Source organism: Pseudomonas sp. SJZ079 (assembly GCF_007993865.1).
Lineage (GTDB): Bacteria > Pseudomonadota > Gammaproteobacteria > Pseudomonadales > Pseudomonadaceae > Aquipseudomonas.
The window spans coordinates 1-17,460 of sequence record NZ_VIUH01000044.1 but is presented as its reverse complement, the minus strand read 5'-3'; the positions used below and the strand labels follow the sequence as shown (position 1 = coordinate 17,460).

General features: G+C 62.5%; 17 protein-coding genes. 12 read left to right on the top strand and 5 right to left on the bottom strand.

What is annotated here, in order from left to right; translation table 11 throughout:
* Positions 1-268: 268 nt before the first annotated feature.
* Complete coding sequence (gene apbC, locus FBY03_RS22590; RefSeq protein WP_147174592.1) at positions 269-1,357, bottom strand: iron-sulfur cluster carrier protein ApbC; 1,089 nt, start codon at positions 1,355-1,357, stop codon at positions 269-271.
* 218 nt (positions 1,358-1,575) lie between these two features.
* Here apbC and metG point away from each other — a divergent pair, with 218 nt between their 5' ends.
* From metG to FBY03_RS22545, 9 genes are all read left to right on the top strand, one after another.
* Entirely contained in the window at positions 1,576-3,618 is a 2,043-nt protein-coding gene (gene metG / locus FBY03_RS22585; RefSeq protein ID WP_147174591.1) for a methionine--tRNA ligase, read from the top strand.
* A gap of 157 nt (positions 3,619-3,775) precedes the next feature.
* The gene (gene rsxA, locus FBY03_RS22580; RefSeq protein ID WP_147174590.1) at positions 3,776-4,360 is read left to right on the top strand and encodes an electron transport complex subunit RsxA; all 585 of its coding nucleotides are present in this window, start codon (positions 3,776-3,778) and stop codon (positions 4,358-4,360) included.
* Entirely contained in the window at positions 4,357-4,932 is a 576-nt protein-coding gene (rsxB, locus tag FBY03_RS22575; RefSeq protein ID WP_147174589.1) for an electron transport complex subunit RsxB, read from the top strand. The genes rsxA and rsxB overlap by 4 nt, the downstream gene beginning before the upstream one ends.
* Entirely contained in the window at positions 4,929-8,012 is a 3,084-nt protein-coding gene (rsxC, locus tag FBY03_RS22570) for an electron transport complex subunit RsxC (RefSeq protein ID WP_147174588.1), read from the top strand. The genes rsxB and rsxC overlap by 4 nt, the downstream gene beginning before the upstream one ends.
* Positions 8,013-8,079: 67 nt before the next feature.
* A complete protein-coding gene (locus FBY03_RS22565; RefSeq protein ID WP_147174587.1) occupies positions 8,080-9,111 on the top strand; it encodes an RnfABCDGE type electron transport complex subunit D in 1,032 nt (343 codons plus the stop codon).
* Between the two features lie 3 nt (positions 9,112-9,114).
* Positions 9,115-9,756, top strand: a complete 642-nt coding sequence (rsxG, locus tag FBY03_RS22560) for an electron transport complex subunit RsxG (protein ID WP_178090768.1) — start codon at positions 9,115-9,117, stop codon at positions 9,754-9,756.
* Positions 9,749-10,462 (top strand): electron transport complex subunit E, encoded by a 714-nt coding sequence (locus tag FBY03_RS22555; RefSeq protein ID WP_147174586.1) that lies wholly within the window; start codon positions 9,749-9,751, stop codon positions 10,460-10,462. Before rsxG ends, FBY03_RS22555 begins: the two co-directional genes overlap by 8 nt.
* Positions 10,459-11,097: an endonuclease III gene (gene nth, locus FBY03_RS22550; protein WP_147174585.1), complete on the top strand. Its 639-nt coding sequence runs from the start codon at positions 10,459-10,461 to the stop codon at positions 11,095-11,097. Before FBY03_RS22555 ends, nth begins: the two co-directional genes overlap by 4 nt.
* 107 nt (positions 11,098-11,204) lie before the next feature.
* On the top strand, positions 11,205-11,384 hold the full coding sequence (locus FBY03_RS22545; RefSeq protein WP_147174584.1) for a PA3496 family putative envelope integrity protein: 180 nt from the start codon (positions 11,205-11,207) through the stop codon (positions 11,382-11,384).
* Positions 11,385-11,460: 76 nt separating this feature from the next.
* On the opposite strand, the gene gloA is transcribed toward FBY03_RS22545, so the two are convergent.
* The 3 genes from gloA to FBY03_RS22530 all read right to left on the bottom strand — a co-directional run bounded on the left by gloA (position 11,461) and on the right by FBY03_RS22530 (position 14,245).
* A complete protein-coding gene (gloA, locus tag FBY03_RS22540; protein ID WP_218570813.1) occupies positions 11,461-11,853 on the bottom strand; it encodes a lactoylglutathione lyase in 393 nt (130 codons plus the stop codon).
* 118 nt (positions 11,854-11,971) lie between these two features.
* Positions 11,972-13,189 carry an argininosuccinate synthase gene (locus FBY03_RS22535; RefSeq protein WP_147174582.1) on the bottom strand — a complete coding sequence of 406 codons (1,218 nt, stop codon included), beginning with the start codon at positions 13,187-13,189 and terminating at the stop codon, positions 11,972-11,974.
* A 132-nt stretch (positions 13,190-13,321) separates the two neighbouring features.
* Positions 13,322-14,245 carry an OmpA family protein gene (locus tag FBY03_RS22530; protein ID WP_147174581.1) on the bottom strand — a complete coding sequence of 308 codons (924 nt, stop codon included), beginning with the start codon at positions 14,243-14,245 and terminating at the stop codon, positions 13,322-13,324.
* A 168-nt stretch (positions 14,246-14,413) separates the two neighbouring features.
* Here FBY03_RS22530 and pyrC point away from each other — a divergent pair, with 168 nt between their 5' ends.
* Both pyrC and rnt read left to right on the top strand, forming a co-directional pair.
* The gene (pyrC, locus tag FBY03_RS22525; RefSeq protein ID WP_147174580.1) at positions 14,414-15,460 is read left to right on the top strand and encodes a dihydroorotase; all 1,047 of its coding nucleotides are present in this window, start codon (positions 14,414-14,416) and stop codon (positions 15,458-15,460) included.
* Positions 15,457-16,140, top strand: coding sequence for a ribonuclease T (rnt, locus tag FBY03_RS22520; RefSeq protein ID WP_147174579.1), 684 nt, complete (start codon positions 15,457-15,459; stop codon positions 16,138-16,140). Before pyrC ends, rnt begins: the two co-directional genes overlap by 4 nt.
* Before the next feature lie 68 nt (positions 16,141-16,208).
* Here rnt and FBY03_RS22515 read toward each other — a convergent pair whose 3' ends face one another.
* On the bottom strand, positions 16,209-16,811 hold the full coding sequence (locus FBY03_RS22515) for a peroxiredoxin (protein ID WP_025165949.1): 603 nt from the start codon (positions 16,809-16,811) through the stop codon (positions 16,209-16,211).
* Between the two features lie 293 nt (positions 16,812-17,104).
* Between FBY03_RS22515 and FBY03_RS22510 the strand changes: the two genes are divergently transcribed.
* Complete coding sequence (locus FBY03_RS22510; protein ID WP_147174578.1) at positions 17,105-17,323, top strand: bacterioferritin-associated ferredoxin; 219 nt, start codon at positions 17,105-17,107, stop codon at positions 17,321-17,323.
* The last annotated feature ends 137 nt before the right edge of the window (positions 17,324-17,460 follow it).

Sequence of the window (17,460 nt, the reverse complement as noted above, 5' to 3'; positions counted from 1 at the left end):
TGATCAAGCGTATGGCCTATGGCTTCAGGGACTCGGACTACTTCTTCCTGAAAATCAAGGCCGCCTTCCCCGGGAAAGCGCGATGAACCTTTTTTATGTCTGGAGGAAAGCGTCGAGCTATCCCCGCACCTTGCAGGGGACCGCTGAGGCTTGGCTGAAACCGGACTCGAAACGCTCATTTACTGCGCGCAGATGATGCGCTCACGTCCGGGTGATTCGTTGCGTAGCGCCTGAACCGACCTCAACTCCTGAGGCGGCAAGCACAGGTTCAGTCGTCGCTGACGACAATTTTCGGCATGGCGCTCGCCTGCTGCCCGCCCTGAGCGATCCGCGCCCCGACGTTACGGGCAGTTTCCTGGTAGATCATCGCGATCTGGCTCTCAGGGTCGGCGATGGTGGTCGGCTTGCCGCCGTCGGATTGCATGCGAATGGCCATCGACAAAGGCAAGGACGCCAGCAGATCGACACCGAACTGCGCCGCCAACTTCTCACCGCCGCCCTCACCAAACAGGTGCTCGGCATGACCGCAGTTGGAGCAGATATGCACGGCCATGTTTTCCACCACGCCGAGTACCGGGATGTTCACCTTGCGGAACATCTCCACCCCCTTCTTGGCATCCAGCAGCGCCAAGTCCTGTGGTGTGGTGACGATCACCGCACCGGCCACTGGCACCTTCTGCGCCAGGGTCAGCTGGATATCGCCGGTACCCGGCGGCATATCCACCACCAGGTAATCCAAGTCATCCCAGGCGGTCTGGGTGATCAGCTGGATCAGCGCACCGGAGACCATAGGCCCACGCCAGACCACCGGAGTGTTCTCATCGGTGAGAAAGGCCATGGACATGACCTCCACACCATGGGCTTTGATCGGCACGAACCACTTCTGGTCCCGCACCTGAGGACGAGTGCCGTCCGGGATGCCGAACATGATGCCCTGGCTGGGTCCATAGATATCCGCATCGAGGATGCCGACCTTGGCGCCTTCCCGGGCCAACGCCAGTGCCAGGTTGGCGGCGGTGGTCGATTTACCAACGCCACCCTTGCCCGACGCCACGGCGATCACGTTTTTCACATTCGGCAAGGCTGCCACCTGGGCTTTGTGCGCCTCGATTAGACAATCGACCTGCACCTCGGCGCTATCGACACCATCGAGCCCCTCCAGCGCCATCTGCAGCATCTGCGCCCAGCCACTCTTGAACAGTCCGGCGGCGTAGCCCAACTGCAAGCGCACGCGGACCTGACCGCCCTGAATATCGACTTCACGCACACAACCGGCGCTGACCGGATCTTGATTGAGGTGGGGATCGGTGTACTGACTCAGCGCGGCTTCTACCGCCTGACGGGTCACAACGCTCATGGCAACTCCAGAAAAGACCGAGTAAAACAGGCGGTCATCCTACCCGAGAGCAATCCACCGCGCATGCCCGTAGCCGCCACATGCATGCCCCTTATCAAGAACACAAGCACTACAAAGGGCAGCGCTGAGAACGTTACAACCAAGAGGACGGATGAAAAAAAACCGTTGCGCCTATATAGTTGCCGACCTCCCTCGTGTTACCAGTGCAGCCGATCACCATGTCCGAAGCCCGCAAGATTCTCGTCACCAGCGCCCTGCCCTATGCCAACGGTTCGATTCACCTCGGCCATATGCTCGAGTACATCCAGACCGACATGTGGGTGCGCTTCCAGAAACTGCGCGGCAACCAGTGCATCTACGTCTGCGCGGACGACGCCCACGGCTCGGCAATCATGCTGCGCGCCGAGAAGGAAGGCCTCAGCGCAGAACAACTGATCGCCAACGTGCAGGCCGAGCACACCGCCGATTTCGCCGACTTTCTGGTCGACTTCGACAACTACCACTCGACCCACTCCGACGAGAACCGTGAGCTGTCTGCCGCCATCTACCTGAAGCTGCGCGACGCCGGGCATATCGCGACCCGTTCGGTGACCCAGTATTTCGACCCGGAAAAGGGCATGTTCCTCGCCGACCGTTTCATCAAGGGCACCTGCCCCAAGTGTGCGAGCGAAGACCAGTACGGCGACAACTGCGAGAAGTGCGGCGCGACCTATGAGCCCACCGAACTGAAGAACCCGCGCTCGGCGATTTCCGGCGCGGTGCCAGAGCTGCGCGACTCCAAGCACTTCTTCTTCAAGTTGCCGGACTTCGAGGCGATGCTGAAGAGCTGGACCCGTGGCGGCGCCCTGCAAGACGCAGTGGCCAACAAGATTGCCGAGTGGCTGGACAGCGGCCTGCAGGAATGGGACATCAGCCGCGATGCGCCCTACTTCGGTTTCGAGATCCCCGATGAGCCGGGCAAGTATTTCTATGTCTGGCTGGACGCGCCGATCGGCTACATGGCCAGCTTCAAGAATCTCTGCGGCAAGCGCCCGGAACTGGATTTCGATGCGTTCTGGGGCAAGGATTCGACCACCGAGCTGTATCACTTCATCGGCAAGGACATCGTCAACTTCCACGCCCTGTTCTGGCCGGCCATGCTCGAAGGCGCCGGCCTGCGCAAACCGACAGCCGTCGCCGTGCATGGTTACCTGACCGTCAATGGCCAGAAGATGTCCAAGTCGCGCGGCACCTTTATCAAGGCGCGCACCTATCTGGACCACCTCAACCCGGAATACCTGCGCTATTACTACGCCGCCAAGCTGGGCCGTGGCGTCGATGACCTCGACCTCAACCTCGAGGACTTCGTGCAGAAGGTCAACTCCGACCTGGTCGGCAAGGTGGTGAATATCGCCAGCCGTTGCGCCGGCTTCATCCACAAGGGCAATGCCGGGGTACTGGTGGCGGAAAACGCCGCGCCCGAACTGACCGACGCCTTCATCGGCGCCGCGCCGAGCATCGCCGAGGCCTACGAGGCCCGCGATTTCGCCCGTGCCATGCGCGAGATCATGGGTCTGGCCGACCGCGCCAACGCCTGGATCGCCGACAAGGCGCCCTGGTCACTGAACAAGCAAGACGGCAAGCAGGACGAAGTCCAGGCGATCTGCGCCCTGGGGATCAACCTGTTCCGCCAGTTGGTGATCTTCCTCAAGCCGGTGCTGCCGAAACTGGCTGCCGACGCCGAAACCTTCCTCAACGTCGCCCCGCTGACCTGGAGCGATCACCAGCACCTGCTGGCCAACCATCAATTGAATCCGTTCAGCGCCCTGCTGAGCCGCATCGAGCCAGTGAAAATCGACGCCATGATCGACGCCTCCAAAGAAGACCTCGCCGCCAGCGAAGCCGGCCCTGCCCCACAAGGCAACGGCGAACTGAGCAAAGAGCCGCTGGCCGCGGAAATCAACTTCGACACCTTCGCCGCAGTCGACCTGCGCATCGCCCTGATCGAGAAGGCCGAGTTCGTCGAAGGCGCCGACAAGCTGCTGCGCCTGACCCTGGACATCGGCGACGCCAAGCGCAACGTGTTTTCCGGCATCAAGAGCGCCTACCCGGACCCGAGTCAGCTGGAAGGCCGCCTGACCCTCTACGTCGCCAACCTGGCCGCACGCAAGATGAAGTTCGGCGTGTCCGAAGGCATGGTCCTGGCAGCAGGGCCCGGCGGCGAAGAAATCTACCTGCTCGGCCCGGACAGCGGCGCCAAGCCAGGTCAGCGGGTCAAGTAGCCGAACCGGGACGGCGGACTGAAACCGCCCCGCATACTGGACTAGCCTTATAGGCCATCAACAAGCCGGCCAATGCCGGCTTGTTTGCACCGGGCCGGTTCCCGATAATAGGCGCCTTATTTCTACGACCTGCGCCTATCCACCAACGGTACCCGTGATGACCGAACTCGCCCTGATCATGGTAAGCGCCATTCTGGTCAACAACTTCGTGCTGGTGCAGTTCCTCGGCCTCTGCCCCTTTATGGGCGTGTCGAAGAAGATCGAGACGGCCATCGGCCTGTCCCTGGCCACCACCTTCGTCCTGACCCTGGCCGCCATGTGCAGTTACCTGGTGCAGCAGTACGTGCTCAAGCCGCTGGATCTGGAGTTTCTGCGCACCATCAGCTTCATCCTGGTGATCGCCGTGGTGGTGCAGTTCACCGAGATGGTGGTGAACAAGACCAGCCCGCTGCTGTACCGTGTGCTGGGCATCTTCCTGCCGTTGATCACCACCAACTGCATCGTCCTCGGCGTAGCCCTGCTCAACGCCAACAAGGGCGACTTCACCTTTATCACCGCCACGGCCAACGGCTTCGCCGCCGGCCTGGGCTTCTCCCTAGTACTGGTGCTGTTCGCCGCCATGCGCGAACGCATCGCCATCGCCGATGTGCCGAAATCCTTCCAGGGCGCTGCCATCGGCATGCTCACCGCTGGCCTGATGTCCCTGGCATTTATGGGCTTCACCGGGCTGATCAAGCTATGACCCTGGTTATCAGTGCGGTACTCGCCCTGCTCGCCCTGTGCCTGGTGTGTGGGGCGATCCTTGGCTACGCCGCAGTGCGCTTCAAGGTCGAAGGCGACCCCATCGCTGAGCAGGTCAACGCCCTGCTGCCGCAGACCCAGTGTGGCCAGTGCGGTTACCCCGGCTGCAAGCCTTACGCCGAGGCGATTGCCGCCGGCGACAAGATCAATAAATGCCCACCCGGCGGCGAAGCCACCATCCAGGCGCTGGCCGACCTGTTGGATGTCGAGGCCGAACCGCTGGACGCGGTGGAAGGCGAGAAGCCGCAGATGGTCGCCTATATCCGCGAGGCCGAGTGCATCGGCTGCACCAAGTGCATCCAGGCCTGCCCGGTGGACGCCATCGTCGGCGCGGCCAAGCAGATGCACACGGTGATCGTCTCCGAATGCACCGGTTGCGACCTCTGTGTCGAACCCTGCCCGGTGGACTGTATCGACATGATTGCAGTGGGTAGCACGGTGCAGACCTGGAAATGGAACCAGCCACTGCCACCCGGCCAGTTGATCGCCAGCGACCGGGGGCAGGCAGCATGAGCTCGGCGCAGATTTGGGATATCCCCGGCGGCATTCACCCGCCCGAGCACAAGTCGCTATCCAACGCCACGGCGATTCAGCCGGCGCCACTGCCCAAGCGCCTGGTGCTGCCGCTGAACCAGCATATCGGCGCACCTGCCGAACCCGTGGTGGCACTCGGCGAGCGTGTGCTCAAGGGCCAGCTGATCGCGGCTGCCAATGGTTTCGTCAGCGTACCGGTGCATGCGCCGACCTCGGGCACCATCAGCTTTATCGGCCCACAGCCTTACCCGCACGTGTCCGGCATGCTGGCCCCGGCCATCGTCATCGACAGCGATGGTCTGGATGAATGGTGCGAGCTGACGCCCTGCCCGGACTTTCGCAGCCTGGCGCCCGCCGACCTGCTTCAGCGCATCCGCCAGGCCGGGATCAGCGGCTTGGGCGGCGCCGGCTTCCCCACCGCGGTCAAACTCACCGCGCGGCCAACGCAAAAAATCCACACCTTGGTGCTCAACGGCACCGAATGCGAGCCTTACATCACCGCCGACGACCGGCTGATGCGCGAGAAGGCCACCGAACTGATCGCCGGTATCGAGATCCTTGCCCAGCTGATTCACCCCGAGCAGGTGCTCATCGGCATCGAGGACAACAAACCGGAAGCCATTGCCGCGGTGCAGGCGGCGATTGGCGAGCGCCCCTTTAGCCTGCGGGTGTTCCCGACCAAGTACCCTTCGGGCGGCGAGAAGCAGCTGATCCAGATTCTCACCGGCGTGGAAGTGCCCAGCGGCGGCCTGCCTGCCGATATCGGCATTCTCTGCCAGAACGTCGGCAGCGCCGTGGCCATCCATGATGCGGTGATCCTCGGCAAACCACTGATCTCACGCATCAGCACCCTGACCGGTGAAGCGCTGGCACGGCCGATGAACGTCGAAGCCCTGCTCGGCACGCCGGTCAGCGAACTGCTGGAGTTTGCCGGCCTCGATCAGGCTCAGCTGTACCGCCTGGTCATGGGCGGCCCGATGATGGGCTTCACCCTGCCCGACTTCGATGTGCCGCTGATCAAGACCACCAACTGCTTGCTGGCCGCCAGCCAAGCCGAATTGCCACCACCTCCGCCGGCCATGCCGTGCATCCGTTGCGGCGAGTGCTCCGAGGCCTGCCCGGCCAGCCTGCTGCCGCAGCAGCTGCACTTCTTCGCCCTCGGCCAGGAGCACGAGCAACTCAAGGCGCACAACCTGTTCGACTGCATCGAATGCGGCGCCTGCGCCTATGTCTGCCCGTCGAGCATCCCCCTGGTGCAGTACTACCGCGCCGCCAAAGGCGAGATTCGCGAACTGGAACAGAAGCAACTCAAGGCCGAACAGTCCAAGCAGCGTTTCGAACTGCGCCAGGAGCGCCTGCGCCGCGCCGAAGAACAGAAAGAGGCCGAGCGCAAAGCGCGTGCGGAGAAAGCCGCACGGGCCAAAGCAGCCCAGGCCGAGGCGGCCACCCAAGATGGGACCGTCAACGGTGAACAGCCGCCCAAGCCCGCCGGGCTTAGTGATGAGTTGAAGAAACTGAAAATCGCCGCGAGCATGGCCCAGGTCGCCCTGAAAAAGGCCGAAAAGCAGCTGGCCAGCCACGACACCGCCGAACTGCAGGCCCAGGTCACGGACCTGCGCAGCGCCGCAGAGGCCGCACAGCAGGCCCTGGATGCCGCACTGGCGACTCATCCAGTCGCCGCCCCGGCACCGACCAAGCCGGCCGACGATGGCGCACTGAAGAAAGCCAAGATCGACGCCGCCATGCTCCGTGCCCAGCTGCGCAAACTGGAGAAACTCGAAGCGCCGGACGCGGCGCAACTGAACGAATTGCAGCAGTTGCGCGACCAGCTGGCCGCTGCCGAAAAACTGCTGGCCGAGCTGGACAGCCAGACGCCCGCAGCGCCAACCAAGCCGGTTGACGATGGCGCGCTGAAGAAAGCCAAGATCGACGCCGCCATGCTCCGTGCCCAGCTGCGCAAACTGGAGAAACTCGAAGCGCCGGACGCGGCGCAACTGAACGAATTGCAGCAGTTGCGCGACCAGCTGGCCGCTGCCGAAAAACTGCTGGCCGAGCTGGACAGCCAGACGCCCGCAGCGCCAACCAAGCCGGTTGACGATGGCGCGCTGAAGAAAGCCAAGATCGACGCCGCCATGCTCCGTGCCCAGCTGCGCAAACTGGAGAAACTCGAAGCGCCGGACGCGGCGCAACTGAACGAATTGCAGCAGTTGCGCGACAAGCTGGCCGCTGCCGAAAAACTGCTGGCCGAGCTGGACAGCCAGACGCCTGCCGCGCCGGCTCAAGCAGCCAAGCCGGCCGACGATGGCGCGCTGAAGAAAGCCAAGATTGACGCCGCCATGCTCCGCGCACAGGTGCGCAAACTGGAGAAACTCGAAGCGCCGGACGCGGCGCAACTGAACGAATTGCAGCAGTTGCGCGACCAGCTGGCCGCTGCCGAAAAACTGCTGGCCGAGCTGGACAGCCAGACGCCTGCCGCGCCGGCTCAAGCAGCCAAGCCGGCCGACGATGGCGCGCTGAAGAAAGCCAAGATCGACGCCGCCATGCTACGCGCCCAGCTGCGCAAACTGGAGAAACTCGAAGCGCCGGACGCCGCGCAACAGGGCGAGCTGCAACAACTGCGCAGCCAGTTGGACGCTGCCGAAAAACTGCTCGGCGAATTGGGCAGCCAAGCACCTGACGCCCCTGCCAAAACCACCGACGATGCTGCGCTAAAGCAGGCCAAGATCGAACTGGCAATGAAACGCGCCGAGCTGAAAAAGGCAGAAAAAACCGCAGCCGAGAATATCGACCTAGGCGCCTTGTGCGATGCCGTCACTGCCGCCGAGCAGGCTCTGCATGCCGCCGAAGCGGCATCCAGCAAGCCTGCGCCCGATCTGGTGCGTAGCGAGAAACGCCCCATCGACGAGGCCACTCGCACCCTGAAAACCGAAGTTGCCTTCGCCCGCGCCGACTTACGCAAGCTGGAGCGCGACGAGAACGCCTCGGCAGACGCCATCGAACCCGCCCGTTTGCGCCTGGCCGAAGCCGAACGCAAGCTGCATGAACATCAGAGCGCATAAACCCTAGGGCGGGTGATGCCGCGACGCGACTAAGCCGCCCTGCACCGCACATGACACCGGAGCGCCAATGGCCCTGCCCCGTATCACCTCGCCCCACGCCAAGGGCAGCAATCGCACTCAGCAGGTGATGCTGCAGGTGCTGCTGGCCACCCTGCCCGGGGTGTTCGCCTTGAGCTGGCTGTTCGGCTTCGGCACGCTGATCAACCTGCTCTGGGCCAGCGCCTGCGCCCTCGGCTTCGAAGCGGCGATTCTCGCCTTGCGCCAGCGCCCGCTGGGCTTTTACCTGAACGACTACAGCGCCCTGGTCACCGCCGTGCTGTTGGCTCTGGCCCTGCCGCCTTATTCGCCCTGGTGGCTGACCCTGATCGCCACCGGTTTTGCCATCGTATTTGGCAAACAGCTGTACGGCGGCCTCGGCCAGAACCCCTTCAACCCGGCGATGCTCGGCTACGTGGTGGTACTGATCTCCTTCCCAGTGGAGATGACCAGCTGGCCGGCACCGCACCGCGTCGGCCTGCTCGACGGCCTGCAGCACATCCTTGGCATCGCCGCCCTGCCCGATGGCTGGGCTCAGGCCACCGCCCTGGATGCGCTGAAGATCAACAAAAGCCTGACCATCGACGAACTCTGGGCGCAGCATCCGGCGTTCGGCCGTTTTGGCGGCGCCTCGGTTGAGGCGGTTAACCTGGCCTTCCTCGCCGGCGGCCTCTACCTGCTGCACAAGCGCCTGTTCACCTGGCACGCACCGGTCGCCATGCTCACGGCGCTGGCCGTGATGAGCCTATTGTTCTGGAATGGCTCGGGCTCCGACTCCCATGGCTCGCCGCTGTTTCACCTGCTCACTGGCGCGACCATGCTCGGCGCCTTCTTTATCGTCACCGACCCGGTGTCCGGCGCCACCAGCAACCTCGGCCGGCTGATTTTCGGCACAGGTGTCGGCGTGCTGGTCTATGTGATCCGCGCCTGGGGCGGCTACCCGGACGGCATGGCCTTCGCCGTACTGCTGATGAATCTGGCGGCGCCAACCATCGACTACTACACCCGGCCGCGCACCTACGGCCATCGCAAGCCGACTCGCGGCTTCAAGTTGGGGGAGTAACCCGTGCTACCCGAAATCAGCCGTTCGATGCTGAAAAACAGCCTGGTCCTCGGCCTCTTCGCCGTCGCCACGGTTGGCCTGGTGGCCCTGGTGCAACAAGCCACCGCCAGCCGCATCGCCACCTCCGAGCGCGAAGCTCAGGTGCGCGCCCTAACCGAGATTCTGCCGAGCGACAGCTACGACAATCACCTGCTGGATGACCCCATCCAGGTGCATGATCCTATTCTGCTCGGCAACAAGCGCCCACTACCGGCCTATATCGCCCTGAAAGGCGGTCAACCCAGCGCGGTGATCCTGCGGGTCACCGCGCCGGACGGTTATGGCGGCGCCATCCAGCTGCTGGTCGGCATTCGCGCCGATGGCCAGTTGGCCGGCGTGCGCGCACTCAACCACAAGGAAACCCCCGGCCTGGGCGACAAGATCGAACTGGCCAAGAGCCAGTGGATTCGCAGCTTCGAGGGCAAGTCCCTGAACAACCCCAACGAGGATGGCTGGGCGGTGAAGAAGGATCGTGGCAGCTTCGATCAGTTCGCCGGCGCCACCATCACCCCGCGCGCAGTGGTCAAGGCCACGCACAAGGCCTTGCAGTATTTCGACGCGCACAAGAAAGAGCTGTTCGCAGCCCAGGTGAAATCCAATGGCTAGTCCCAGCTTTCGCGAAATCTCCCTCAACGGCCTGTGGAAGAACAACCCGGCGCTGGTTCAGCTGCTGGGCCTCTGCCCCCTGCTGGGCACCAGCAACTCGGCGGTCAATGCCCTCGGTCTGGCCCTGGCCAGCGCGATGGTGCTGATCTGCTCCAACACCGTCGTATCGTTGGTCCGTGGGGTGGTCAACACCGCCGTGCGCCTGCCCGCGTTCGTCATGATCATCGCCGCCCTGACCACCTGTATCGAGCTACTGATGCAGGCCTACACCTACGAGCTGTATCAGATTCTCGGCATCTTCATTCCGCTGATCACCACTAACTGCGTGATCCTCGGCCGCGCCGATGCCTTCGCGGCGAAGAACGACCCGCTGCGCGCCGCCTATGACGGCCTGGTCATGGGCCTGGGCTTCGGCGTGGTGCTGGTGATGATCGGCGCCCTGCGCGAACTGTTCGGCACCGGCGTACTGTTCGCCAATATGCAGCTGCTGTTCGGCCCGATGGCGGCCGACTGGCAGGTGACGGTATTCCCCGACTACCCCGGTTTCCTGCTGGCCATCCTGCCGCCTGGGGCCTTTATCGTCCTCGGCCTGCTGATTGCCGGCAAGAACCGCATCGACCAGGTACTGCTCGAGCGGGCCAAGACCCGCCAGCCAGTAGCGCCGGCGCAGAGCCGACGCGTACGGGTTACCGGAGTGATTGAGTGAACGCGGCGAAACGCTACGAGATCTTCCGCCGCCTGCATGAAGACAACCCGGAGCCGAAGACCGAACTGGCCTACAGTTCGCCCTTCGAGCTGCTGATCGCCGTCATCCTCTCCGCCCAGGCCACCGATGTCGGGGTCAACAAGGCCACCGCCAAGCTGTTCCCGGTCGCCAATACCCCGGAGGCCATCTATGCCCTGGGCGTCGCCGGGCTGTCGGAATACATCAAGACCATCGGCCTATTCAACAGCAAGGCGAAAAACGTCATAGAGACCTGCCGCCTGCTGGTCGAACTGCATGGCGGCCAGGTGCCGCAGACCCGCGAAGCCCTGGAGGCGCTACCCGGGGTCGGCCGCAAGACCGCCAACGTGGTGCTCAACACCGCATTCCGACAGCTGACCATGGCAGTCGACACGCATATTTTTCGGGTCAGCAACCGCACCGGCATCGCCCCCGGCAAGACCGTGCTGGAGGTCGAAAAGAAATTGCTGAAGTTCGTGCCCAAGGAATTCCTGCTGGATTCCCACCACTGGCTGATCCTGCATGGCCGCTACGTCTGCCAGGCGCGCAAGCCGCGCTGTGGCAGCTGCCGCATCGAAGACCTGTGCGAGTACAAGCACAAGACCTCTGACGATTGAGCTTTCATTCAGAAACCCGACTAGCCGATTGAAAAAATCTTTTTTACCTGCACCGATTTTGCCGCTATAAGGTGCGCAAATGGCCCCGGTAGCCTGGAGTAGAAAAGATGAGCAGCGATAAAGAAGACCTCGAACTCGATGAAGATTTTGTCGCAGACGATGCAGACGATGCCGAAAGCCCCGTCGAAGTTGCCAAGACCAACCTGACCAAACGGCGCATCATCGACAACTTTCTCGACGAGCGACGCCTGAACAAGCAACTGGCCGAGTACGATTTCGATCTGTAAGCCCGAATGTAATATGAAAAAGCCCCGCACAAGTGCGGGGCTTTTTCGTTCCGGAATTCAGGGCGAACGCCAGACCTCAATCGTTACGCGACGGCGACAGCAGTTCGATCTTGTAGCCATCCGGGTCTTCGACGAAGGCCAGGATGCTGCTGCCGTGCTTCATCGGCCCCGGCTCGCGGGTAATCTTGCCGCCACGGCCACGGATATCTTCGCAGGCCTTGTAGACATCCTCGACTTCCAGGGCGATATGACCATAGCCGGTGCCCAGCTCGTAGCTGTCCACACCCCAGTTATGGGTCAGTTCGATCACACTGTTGTGCGCCTCATCGCCATAGCCGACGAAGGCCAGGGTGAACTGCCCCTCCGCGTAATCCTTACGGCGCAGCAAGGTCATGCCCAGCACTTCGGTGTAGAAGGCGATGGATTTATCCAAGTCGCCAACCCGTAGCATGGTATGCAGCAGTCTCATCAGCGTTCTCCTCGTTCTGTAGCGCGTGTGACGGCCCTCAGAAAGCATAACCCCGGCGTATGCCGGGGCGATGCTTGCAATTAAGGGTATAGCGCAGCCAGGGGCTGCCACAGGCGGCTTACAGCAGCTTGCGACCCTTGTTCGCGGCGATGCGCATGCGCAGTGCATTGAGCTTGATGAAGCCCGCCGCATCGCGCTGATCGTAGGCACCGGCATCGTCTTCGAAGGTGGCGATGTTGGCGTCGAACAGTGAGTCGTCCGACTTGCGCCCGACCACGATGACATTGCCCTTGTACAGTTTCAGGCGCACCACGCCGTTCACACTGGCCTGCGAGGCGTCGATCATCTGCTGCAGCATCAGACGTTCCGGGCTCCACCAGAAACCGTTATAGATCAGGCTGGCGTACTTGGGCATCAGCTCGTCTTTCAGATGAGCGACTTCGCGATCCAGGGTGATCGACTCGATGGCACGGTGACCCTTGAGCATGATGGTGCCGCCGGGGGTTTCGTAGCAGCCGCGCGACTTCATGCCGACGAAGCGGTTCTCGACGATGTCCAAACGACCGATGCCGTTCTCCCCGCCGATGCGGTTCAACTCGGCCAGCACAGTCGCCGGGGTCATGTCCTTGCCGTCGATGGCGACGATGTCACCGGCGCGGTAGGTCAGCTCGATGTAGGTCGGGGTGTCTGGCGCGGTCTCAGGGGACTTGGTCCAGCGCCACATGTCTTCTTCGTGCTCGGTCCAGGTGTCTTCCAGCACGCCGCCTTCATAGGAGATGTGCAACAGGTTGGCATCCATGGAGTACGGCGACTTCTTCTTGCCGTGGCGCTCGATCGGGATGGCATGCTTCTCGGCATAGTCCATCAACTTCTCGCGCGACAGCAGATCCCACTCGCGCCATGGGGCAATCACCTTGACACCTGGCTTGAGTGCATAGGCACCCAGCTCGAAACGCACCTGGTCGTTACCCTTGCCGGTGGCACCATGGGAGATGGCGTCGGCGCCGGTTTCGTTGGCGATCTCGATCAGACGCTTGGCGATCAGCGGACGGGCGATGGAAGTACCCAGCAGGTACTCGCCTTCGTAGATGGTGTTGGCACGGAACATCGGGTAGACGAAGTCGCGCACGAACTCTTCGCGCAGGTCGTCGATGTAGATTTCCTTGACGCCCATGGCCTTGGCCTTGGCGCGGGCCGGCTCGACTTCTTCACCCTGGCCGAGGTCGGCGGTGAAAGTCACCACTTCGCAGTTATAGGTATCTTGCAGCCACTTGAGAATCACCGAAGTGTCCAGGCCACCGGAATATGCCAGGACTACCTTGTTTACGTCGGCCATGCCATCAACTCCACGGGGTTGTGCGGGAAAACCCGTGATTCTACTGCCCGCGCCGCACGATTTACAGAGGCGCGACAGCTTGTGACGACCAAGCGACGGTTTATATCGTAATAGCGTCGTGCCTTGTCGCCCTCAACCCGCCGCGGCTGGTGCGCCATCGGCGGCCGGGGCTTCAGGAGATGGCTCAACTGCGGGCGCACGCTCCAGGCGCAGCGTGACCCGACGATTCTTCGCTCGATTGGCCTCGCCCTTGTTCGGCACCAGCGGGTAGCGCTCGCCATGAAAACGCAGGGTAATCTGCTCGGCCGGCACGCCATTGGCCGTGAGGTAGTCCATCACCGCCAACGCGCGACGCCTCGACAGGTCACGATTGGTCAGGCGATTACCGCTGTTGTCGGCGTGTCCGTCGAGCTGAATCCGGTTGACGCTGGGGTCGGCCTTGAGAAAGCTCAGAATGATGTCCAGCTTGGCCTGCGCCAGCGGATCCAAGTCCACGCCACCGCCAGGGAAGCCGACCTGGGCCTGGCGAATCTGATCGAAGTTGACTGGCAGCAGCTTGGCCGTACAGGCGGTGTAATCGCTGTAAGCCTTGTGGAACTTGACCGGCAGCAAGCGCACTTCCAGGCTGTCGCCGCCTTGCGGGGTGTGATGGCGAATCAGCGGGCTGCGCCCCTCGAGCAAGCCGGTGAGCAACCGCGCGGCTTGCTCCTGGGAACTGCTGAACGGCACCTCACCAGTGCCGACCCTGACCACACCCAGGTTGATATCGCCGCGCCCCGGCTGCCAGGGCGCCGCCGCTGCCAGCAGCGTGGCAGAGCCGGCCCGCAGCCAGTGCTCGCGCGCCTGCAAGCGAAAGGTCGCCTGCTCGCCGGCACGCCGTACGAACTCGCCAACCCCGAAACCGGTGATAGCTTGCGACAAACGGCACTCGAACTGATCGCCCTCGATCTGCCACTCGACCTTTTCCAGGCGGGTTTGAAAACTGATGGCCCAGGCCGGCAGGCATAGCGGCAGGCTGGCGATCAGGCTGAACAGGACGAAGTACGGCTGGCGCACGGCAAGCTCCACAAGGAATAACGGCGTTACCTCGGGGTATCGGTGGCAATGCAAATAACTTAAGCCCTGGGCAAAGCCGACGTGCAGCGTCAAGGCGTATGTCCAGCGTGCTCTGGGGGGGCTTTTCCGGTAGCATTCCTGCAACGTTTTGCCCGCCTGGAAACCTCCATGACCGACCGCCTGACCCTGCTGCGTCCCGACGACTGGCACATTCACCTGCGCGATGGCGCCGCACTGCCACGCACCGTCGCCGATGTCGCCCGCACCTTCGCCCGCGCCATCATCATGCCGAACCTGGTGCCGCCGGTGCGCAACGCCAGCGAAGCCGATGCCTATCGTCAACGTATCCTCGCCGCACGACCAGCCGGCAGCCACTTTGAACCGCTGATGGTGCTCTACCTCACCGACGCGACCAGCGCCGCCGATGTGCGCGCGGCGAAGGCCTCGGGCTTCGTCCACGCGGCCAAACTCTACCCGGCCGGTGCGACCACCAACTCCGACTCCGGGGTGACCAGCCTCGACAAGATCTTCCCGGTACTCGAAGTCATGGCCGAAGTTGGCTTGCCGCTGTTGGTGCATGGCGAGGTAACCCGCAGTGAAGTCGACGTGTTCGACCGCGAGAAGTTCTTTATCGACGAGCAACTGAGCCGCGTGGTTGAGCGTTTCCCCAACCTGCGCGTAGTGCTCGAGCACATCACCACCCGCGATGCGGTGGAGTTCGTCAACGCGACGTCGGCCAATGTCGGCGCAACCATCACCGCGCACCACCTGTTATACAACCGCAATCACATGCTGGTGGGCGGCATCCGCCCGCACTTCTATTGCCTGCCGATCCTCAAGCGCAACCTGCATCAGGAAGCCTTGCTCGACGCAGCCACCAGCGGCAGCAGCAAATTCTTCCTCGGCACCGACTCGGCGCCGCATGCCCAGCACGCTAAGGAAGCCGCCTGCGGTTGTGCCGGTTGCTACACCGCTTACGCCGCGATCGAGCTGTACGCCGAGGCCTTCGAGCAGCGTAATGCGCTGGACAAACTGGAAGCCTTCGCCAGTAAGCACGGCCCAGACTTCTACGGCCTGCCGCGCAACAGCGAGACCATCACCCTGGTGCGTGAGCAATGGACCGCACCGGCCAGCCTGCCATTTGGCGAGCACGCCGTTGTGCCGCTGCGAGCCGGTGAAACCCTGAACTGGCGTCTGCTGGAGGACAACGCGTGAGCGACGAACATTTCGACGACGAGCGCGACGGCAGCAACAACGGCAACGGCAACGGCTCGCGCCACCCCATGGCCGCGCGCTTTCGCGGCTACCTGCCGGTAGTGGTGGATGTGGAAACCGGCGGTTTCAACTGCGCCACCGATGCCCTGCTGGAAATTGCCGCAACCACCGTAGCCATGGACGAGCAGGGTTTTCTCTATCCCGACCATACGCATTTCTTCCGCGTAGAGCCCTTCGCGGGCGCCAATATCGAACAGGCGGCACTGGAGTTCACCGGCATCAAGCTCGATCACCCGCTGCGCATGGCGGTGAGCGAAGAGCACGCCCTCACCGAAATTTTTCGTGGCCTGCGCAAATCGCTGAAAGCCAACGGCTGCAAGCGCGCGATTCTGGTCGGGCATAACAGCAGCTTCGACCTCGGCTTCCTCAATGCCGCCGTTGCGCGGTGCGAGATCAAGCGCAATCCGTTTCACCCCTTCTCCAGCTTCGACACCGCCACCCTGGCGGGCCTCGCCTACGGCCAGACTGTACTGGCCAAAGCCTGTCAGGCCGCGGATATCGAGTTCGACGGCCGTGAGGCGCACTCGGCGCGCTATGACACCGAAAAGACCGCCGAACTGTTCTGCGGCATCGTCAATCGCTGGAAGGAGATGGGCGGCTGGATGGACTTCGACGACTGATCCCGCTGCAGTGACCTGAAAGCAAAAAAAACCGGCCTAGGCCGGTTTTTTTGTGGAACGGGTGAGCCTTACAGGCTGGCGGCGTTCTCGGCCAGGTACTTGGCCACGCCTTCCGGCGAGGCGGTCATGCCTTTGTCGCCTTTCTTCCAGTTGGCCGGGCACACTTCGCCGTGCTCTTCGGTGAACTGCAGGGCATCAACCAGACGCAGCAGCTCGTCCATGTTGCGGCCCAGCGGCAGGTCGTTAACGATCTGCGAACGTACTACACCGTTGGTGTCGATCAGGAACGCACCACGGTAGGCCACGCCGTCTTCGGCTTCAACGTCATAGGCCTTGCAGATTTCGTGCTTCACATCGGCAGCCAGGGTGTATTTGACCTGGCCGATGCCACCCTTATCTACCGGGGTGTTACGCCAGGCGTTGTGGGTGAAATGGGAGTCGATGGACACACCGATCACTTCGACGTTGCGGGCCTGGAACTCAGGAATGCGGTGATCCAGTGCGATCAGCTCGGACGGGCAGACGAAGGTGAAGTCCAGTGGGTAGAAGAACACCAGACCATATTTGCCTTTGATCGCCGAGGACAGGCTGAAGCTGTCGACGATTTCGCCGTTGCCCAGAACGGCCGCGACATTGAAGTCCGGGGCTTGCTTACCTACGAGTACACTCATTCGATATCTCCTTGAATATTGGGTGAGGTGCGAGCCGACTTAACCTTAACGCTGTCGAGCGACAACTGGATGACACGGCCCCCACCATCAGGGCCAACCATGATACACCCCGGTTTTCGGCACCGCCCACCGCTTTTTCAGCGTCGCGTCACCAGAGCCTCTTCGGCCCCACACGACCGCTTATCCGCTCCTGCAGTTTTAAGCGGAGCATTCTCAATCGATCTTTGACACGCATTCTCATTAACATTAGTATCCTACTCAGCTTACTCATCCATTGCGACGAGCCTCAACTTATGTACGTCTGTCTCTGCGAAGGTGTTACCGACCACCAGATCCGCGATGCGATCTATGAAGGTTGCTGCAGCTACCGCGATGTGCGCGCGACCCTGGGTGTCGCCAGCCAGTGCGGTAAATGCGCGTGCCTGGCCAAGCAAGTCGTGCGCGAAACCTTGAGTGAGGTGCACAGCGGTCAAGCCGCCCTGGCCCACCCGGCCAACTTTGTCGCCGCCTGATTTCAGCGTATACACAAGCCGGACCTGAAGTCCGGTTTTTTTAGGATCTTCGCATTGTCGCGGGGAAGAGAGGATTGACAGTCAGGGATGCAGGTAAATTGGCAGTCGCCAAACACACCAGCCCCTGCACCCTGCTG

Coding starts and splice junctions, on each gene's coding strand:
- rsxC (WP_147174588.1), top strand. CDS start 4,929: ATGAGCTCGGCGCAGATTTGGGATATCCCCGGCGGCATTCACCCGCCC.
- rsxA (WP_147174590.1), top strand. CDS start 3,776: ATGACCGAACTCGCCCTGATCATGGTAAGCGCCATTCTGGTCAACAAC.
- FBY03_RS22510 (WP_147174578.1), top strand. CDS start 17,105: ATGTACGTCTGTCTCTGCGAAGGTGTTACCGACCACCAGATCCGCGAT.
- FBY03_RS22545 (WP_147174584.1), top strand. CDS start 11,205: ATGAGCAGCGATAAAGAAGACCTCGAACTCGATGAAGATTTTGTCGCA.
- FBY03_RS22565 (WP_147174587.1), top strand. CDS start 8,080: ATGGCCCTGCCCCGTATCACCTCGCCCCACGCCAAGGGCAGCAATCGC.
- metG (WP_147174591.1), top strand. CDS start 1,576: ATGTCCGAAGCCCGCAAGATTCTCGTCACCAGCGCCCTGCCCTATGCC.
- apbC (WP_147174592.1), bottom strand. CDS start 1,357: ATGAGCGTTGTGACCCGTCAGGCGGTAGAAGCCGCGCTGAGTCAGTAC.
- gloA (WP_218570813.1), bottom strand. CDS start 11,853: ATGAGACTGCTGCATACCATGCTACGGGTTGGCGACTTGGATAAATCC.
- rsxB (WP_147174589.1), top strand. CDS start 4,357: ATGACCCTGGTTATCAGTGCGGTACTCGCCCTGCTCGCCCTGTGCCTG.
- FBY03_RS22535 (WP_147174582.1), bottom strand. CDS start 13,189: ATGGCCGACGTAAACAAGGTAGTCCTGGCATATTCCGGTGGCCTGGAC.
- FBY03_RS22555 (WP_147174586.1), top strand. CDS start 9,749: ATGGCTAGTCCCAGCTTTCGCGAAATCTCCCTCAACGGCCTGTGGAAG.
- pyrC (WP_147174580.1), top strand. CDS start 14,414: ATGACCGACCGCCTGACCCTGCTGCGTCCCGACGACTGGCACATTCAC.
- FBY03_RS22515 (WP_025165949.1), bottom strand. CDS start 16,811: ATGAGTGTACTCGTAGGTAAGCAAGCCCCGGACTTCAATGTCGCGGCC.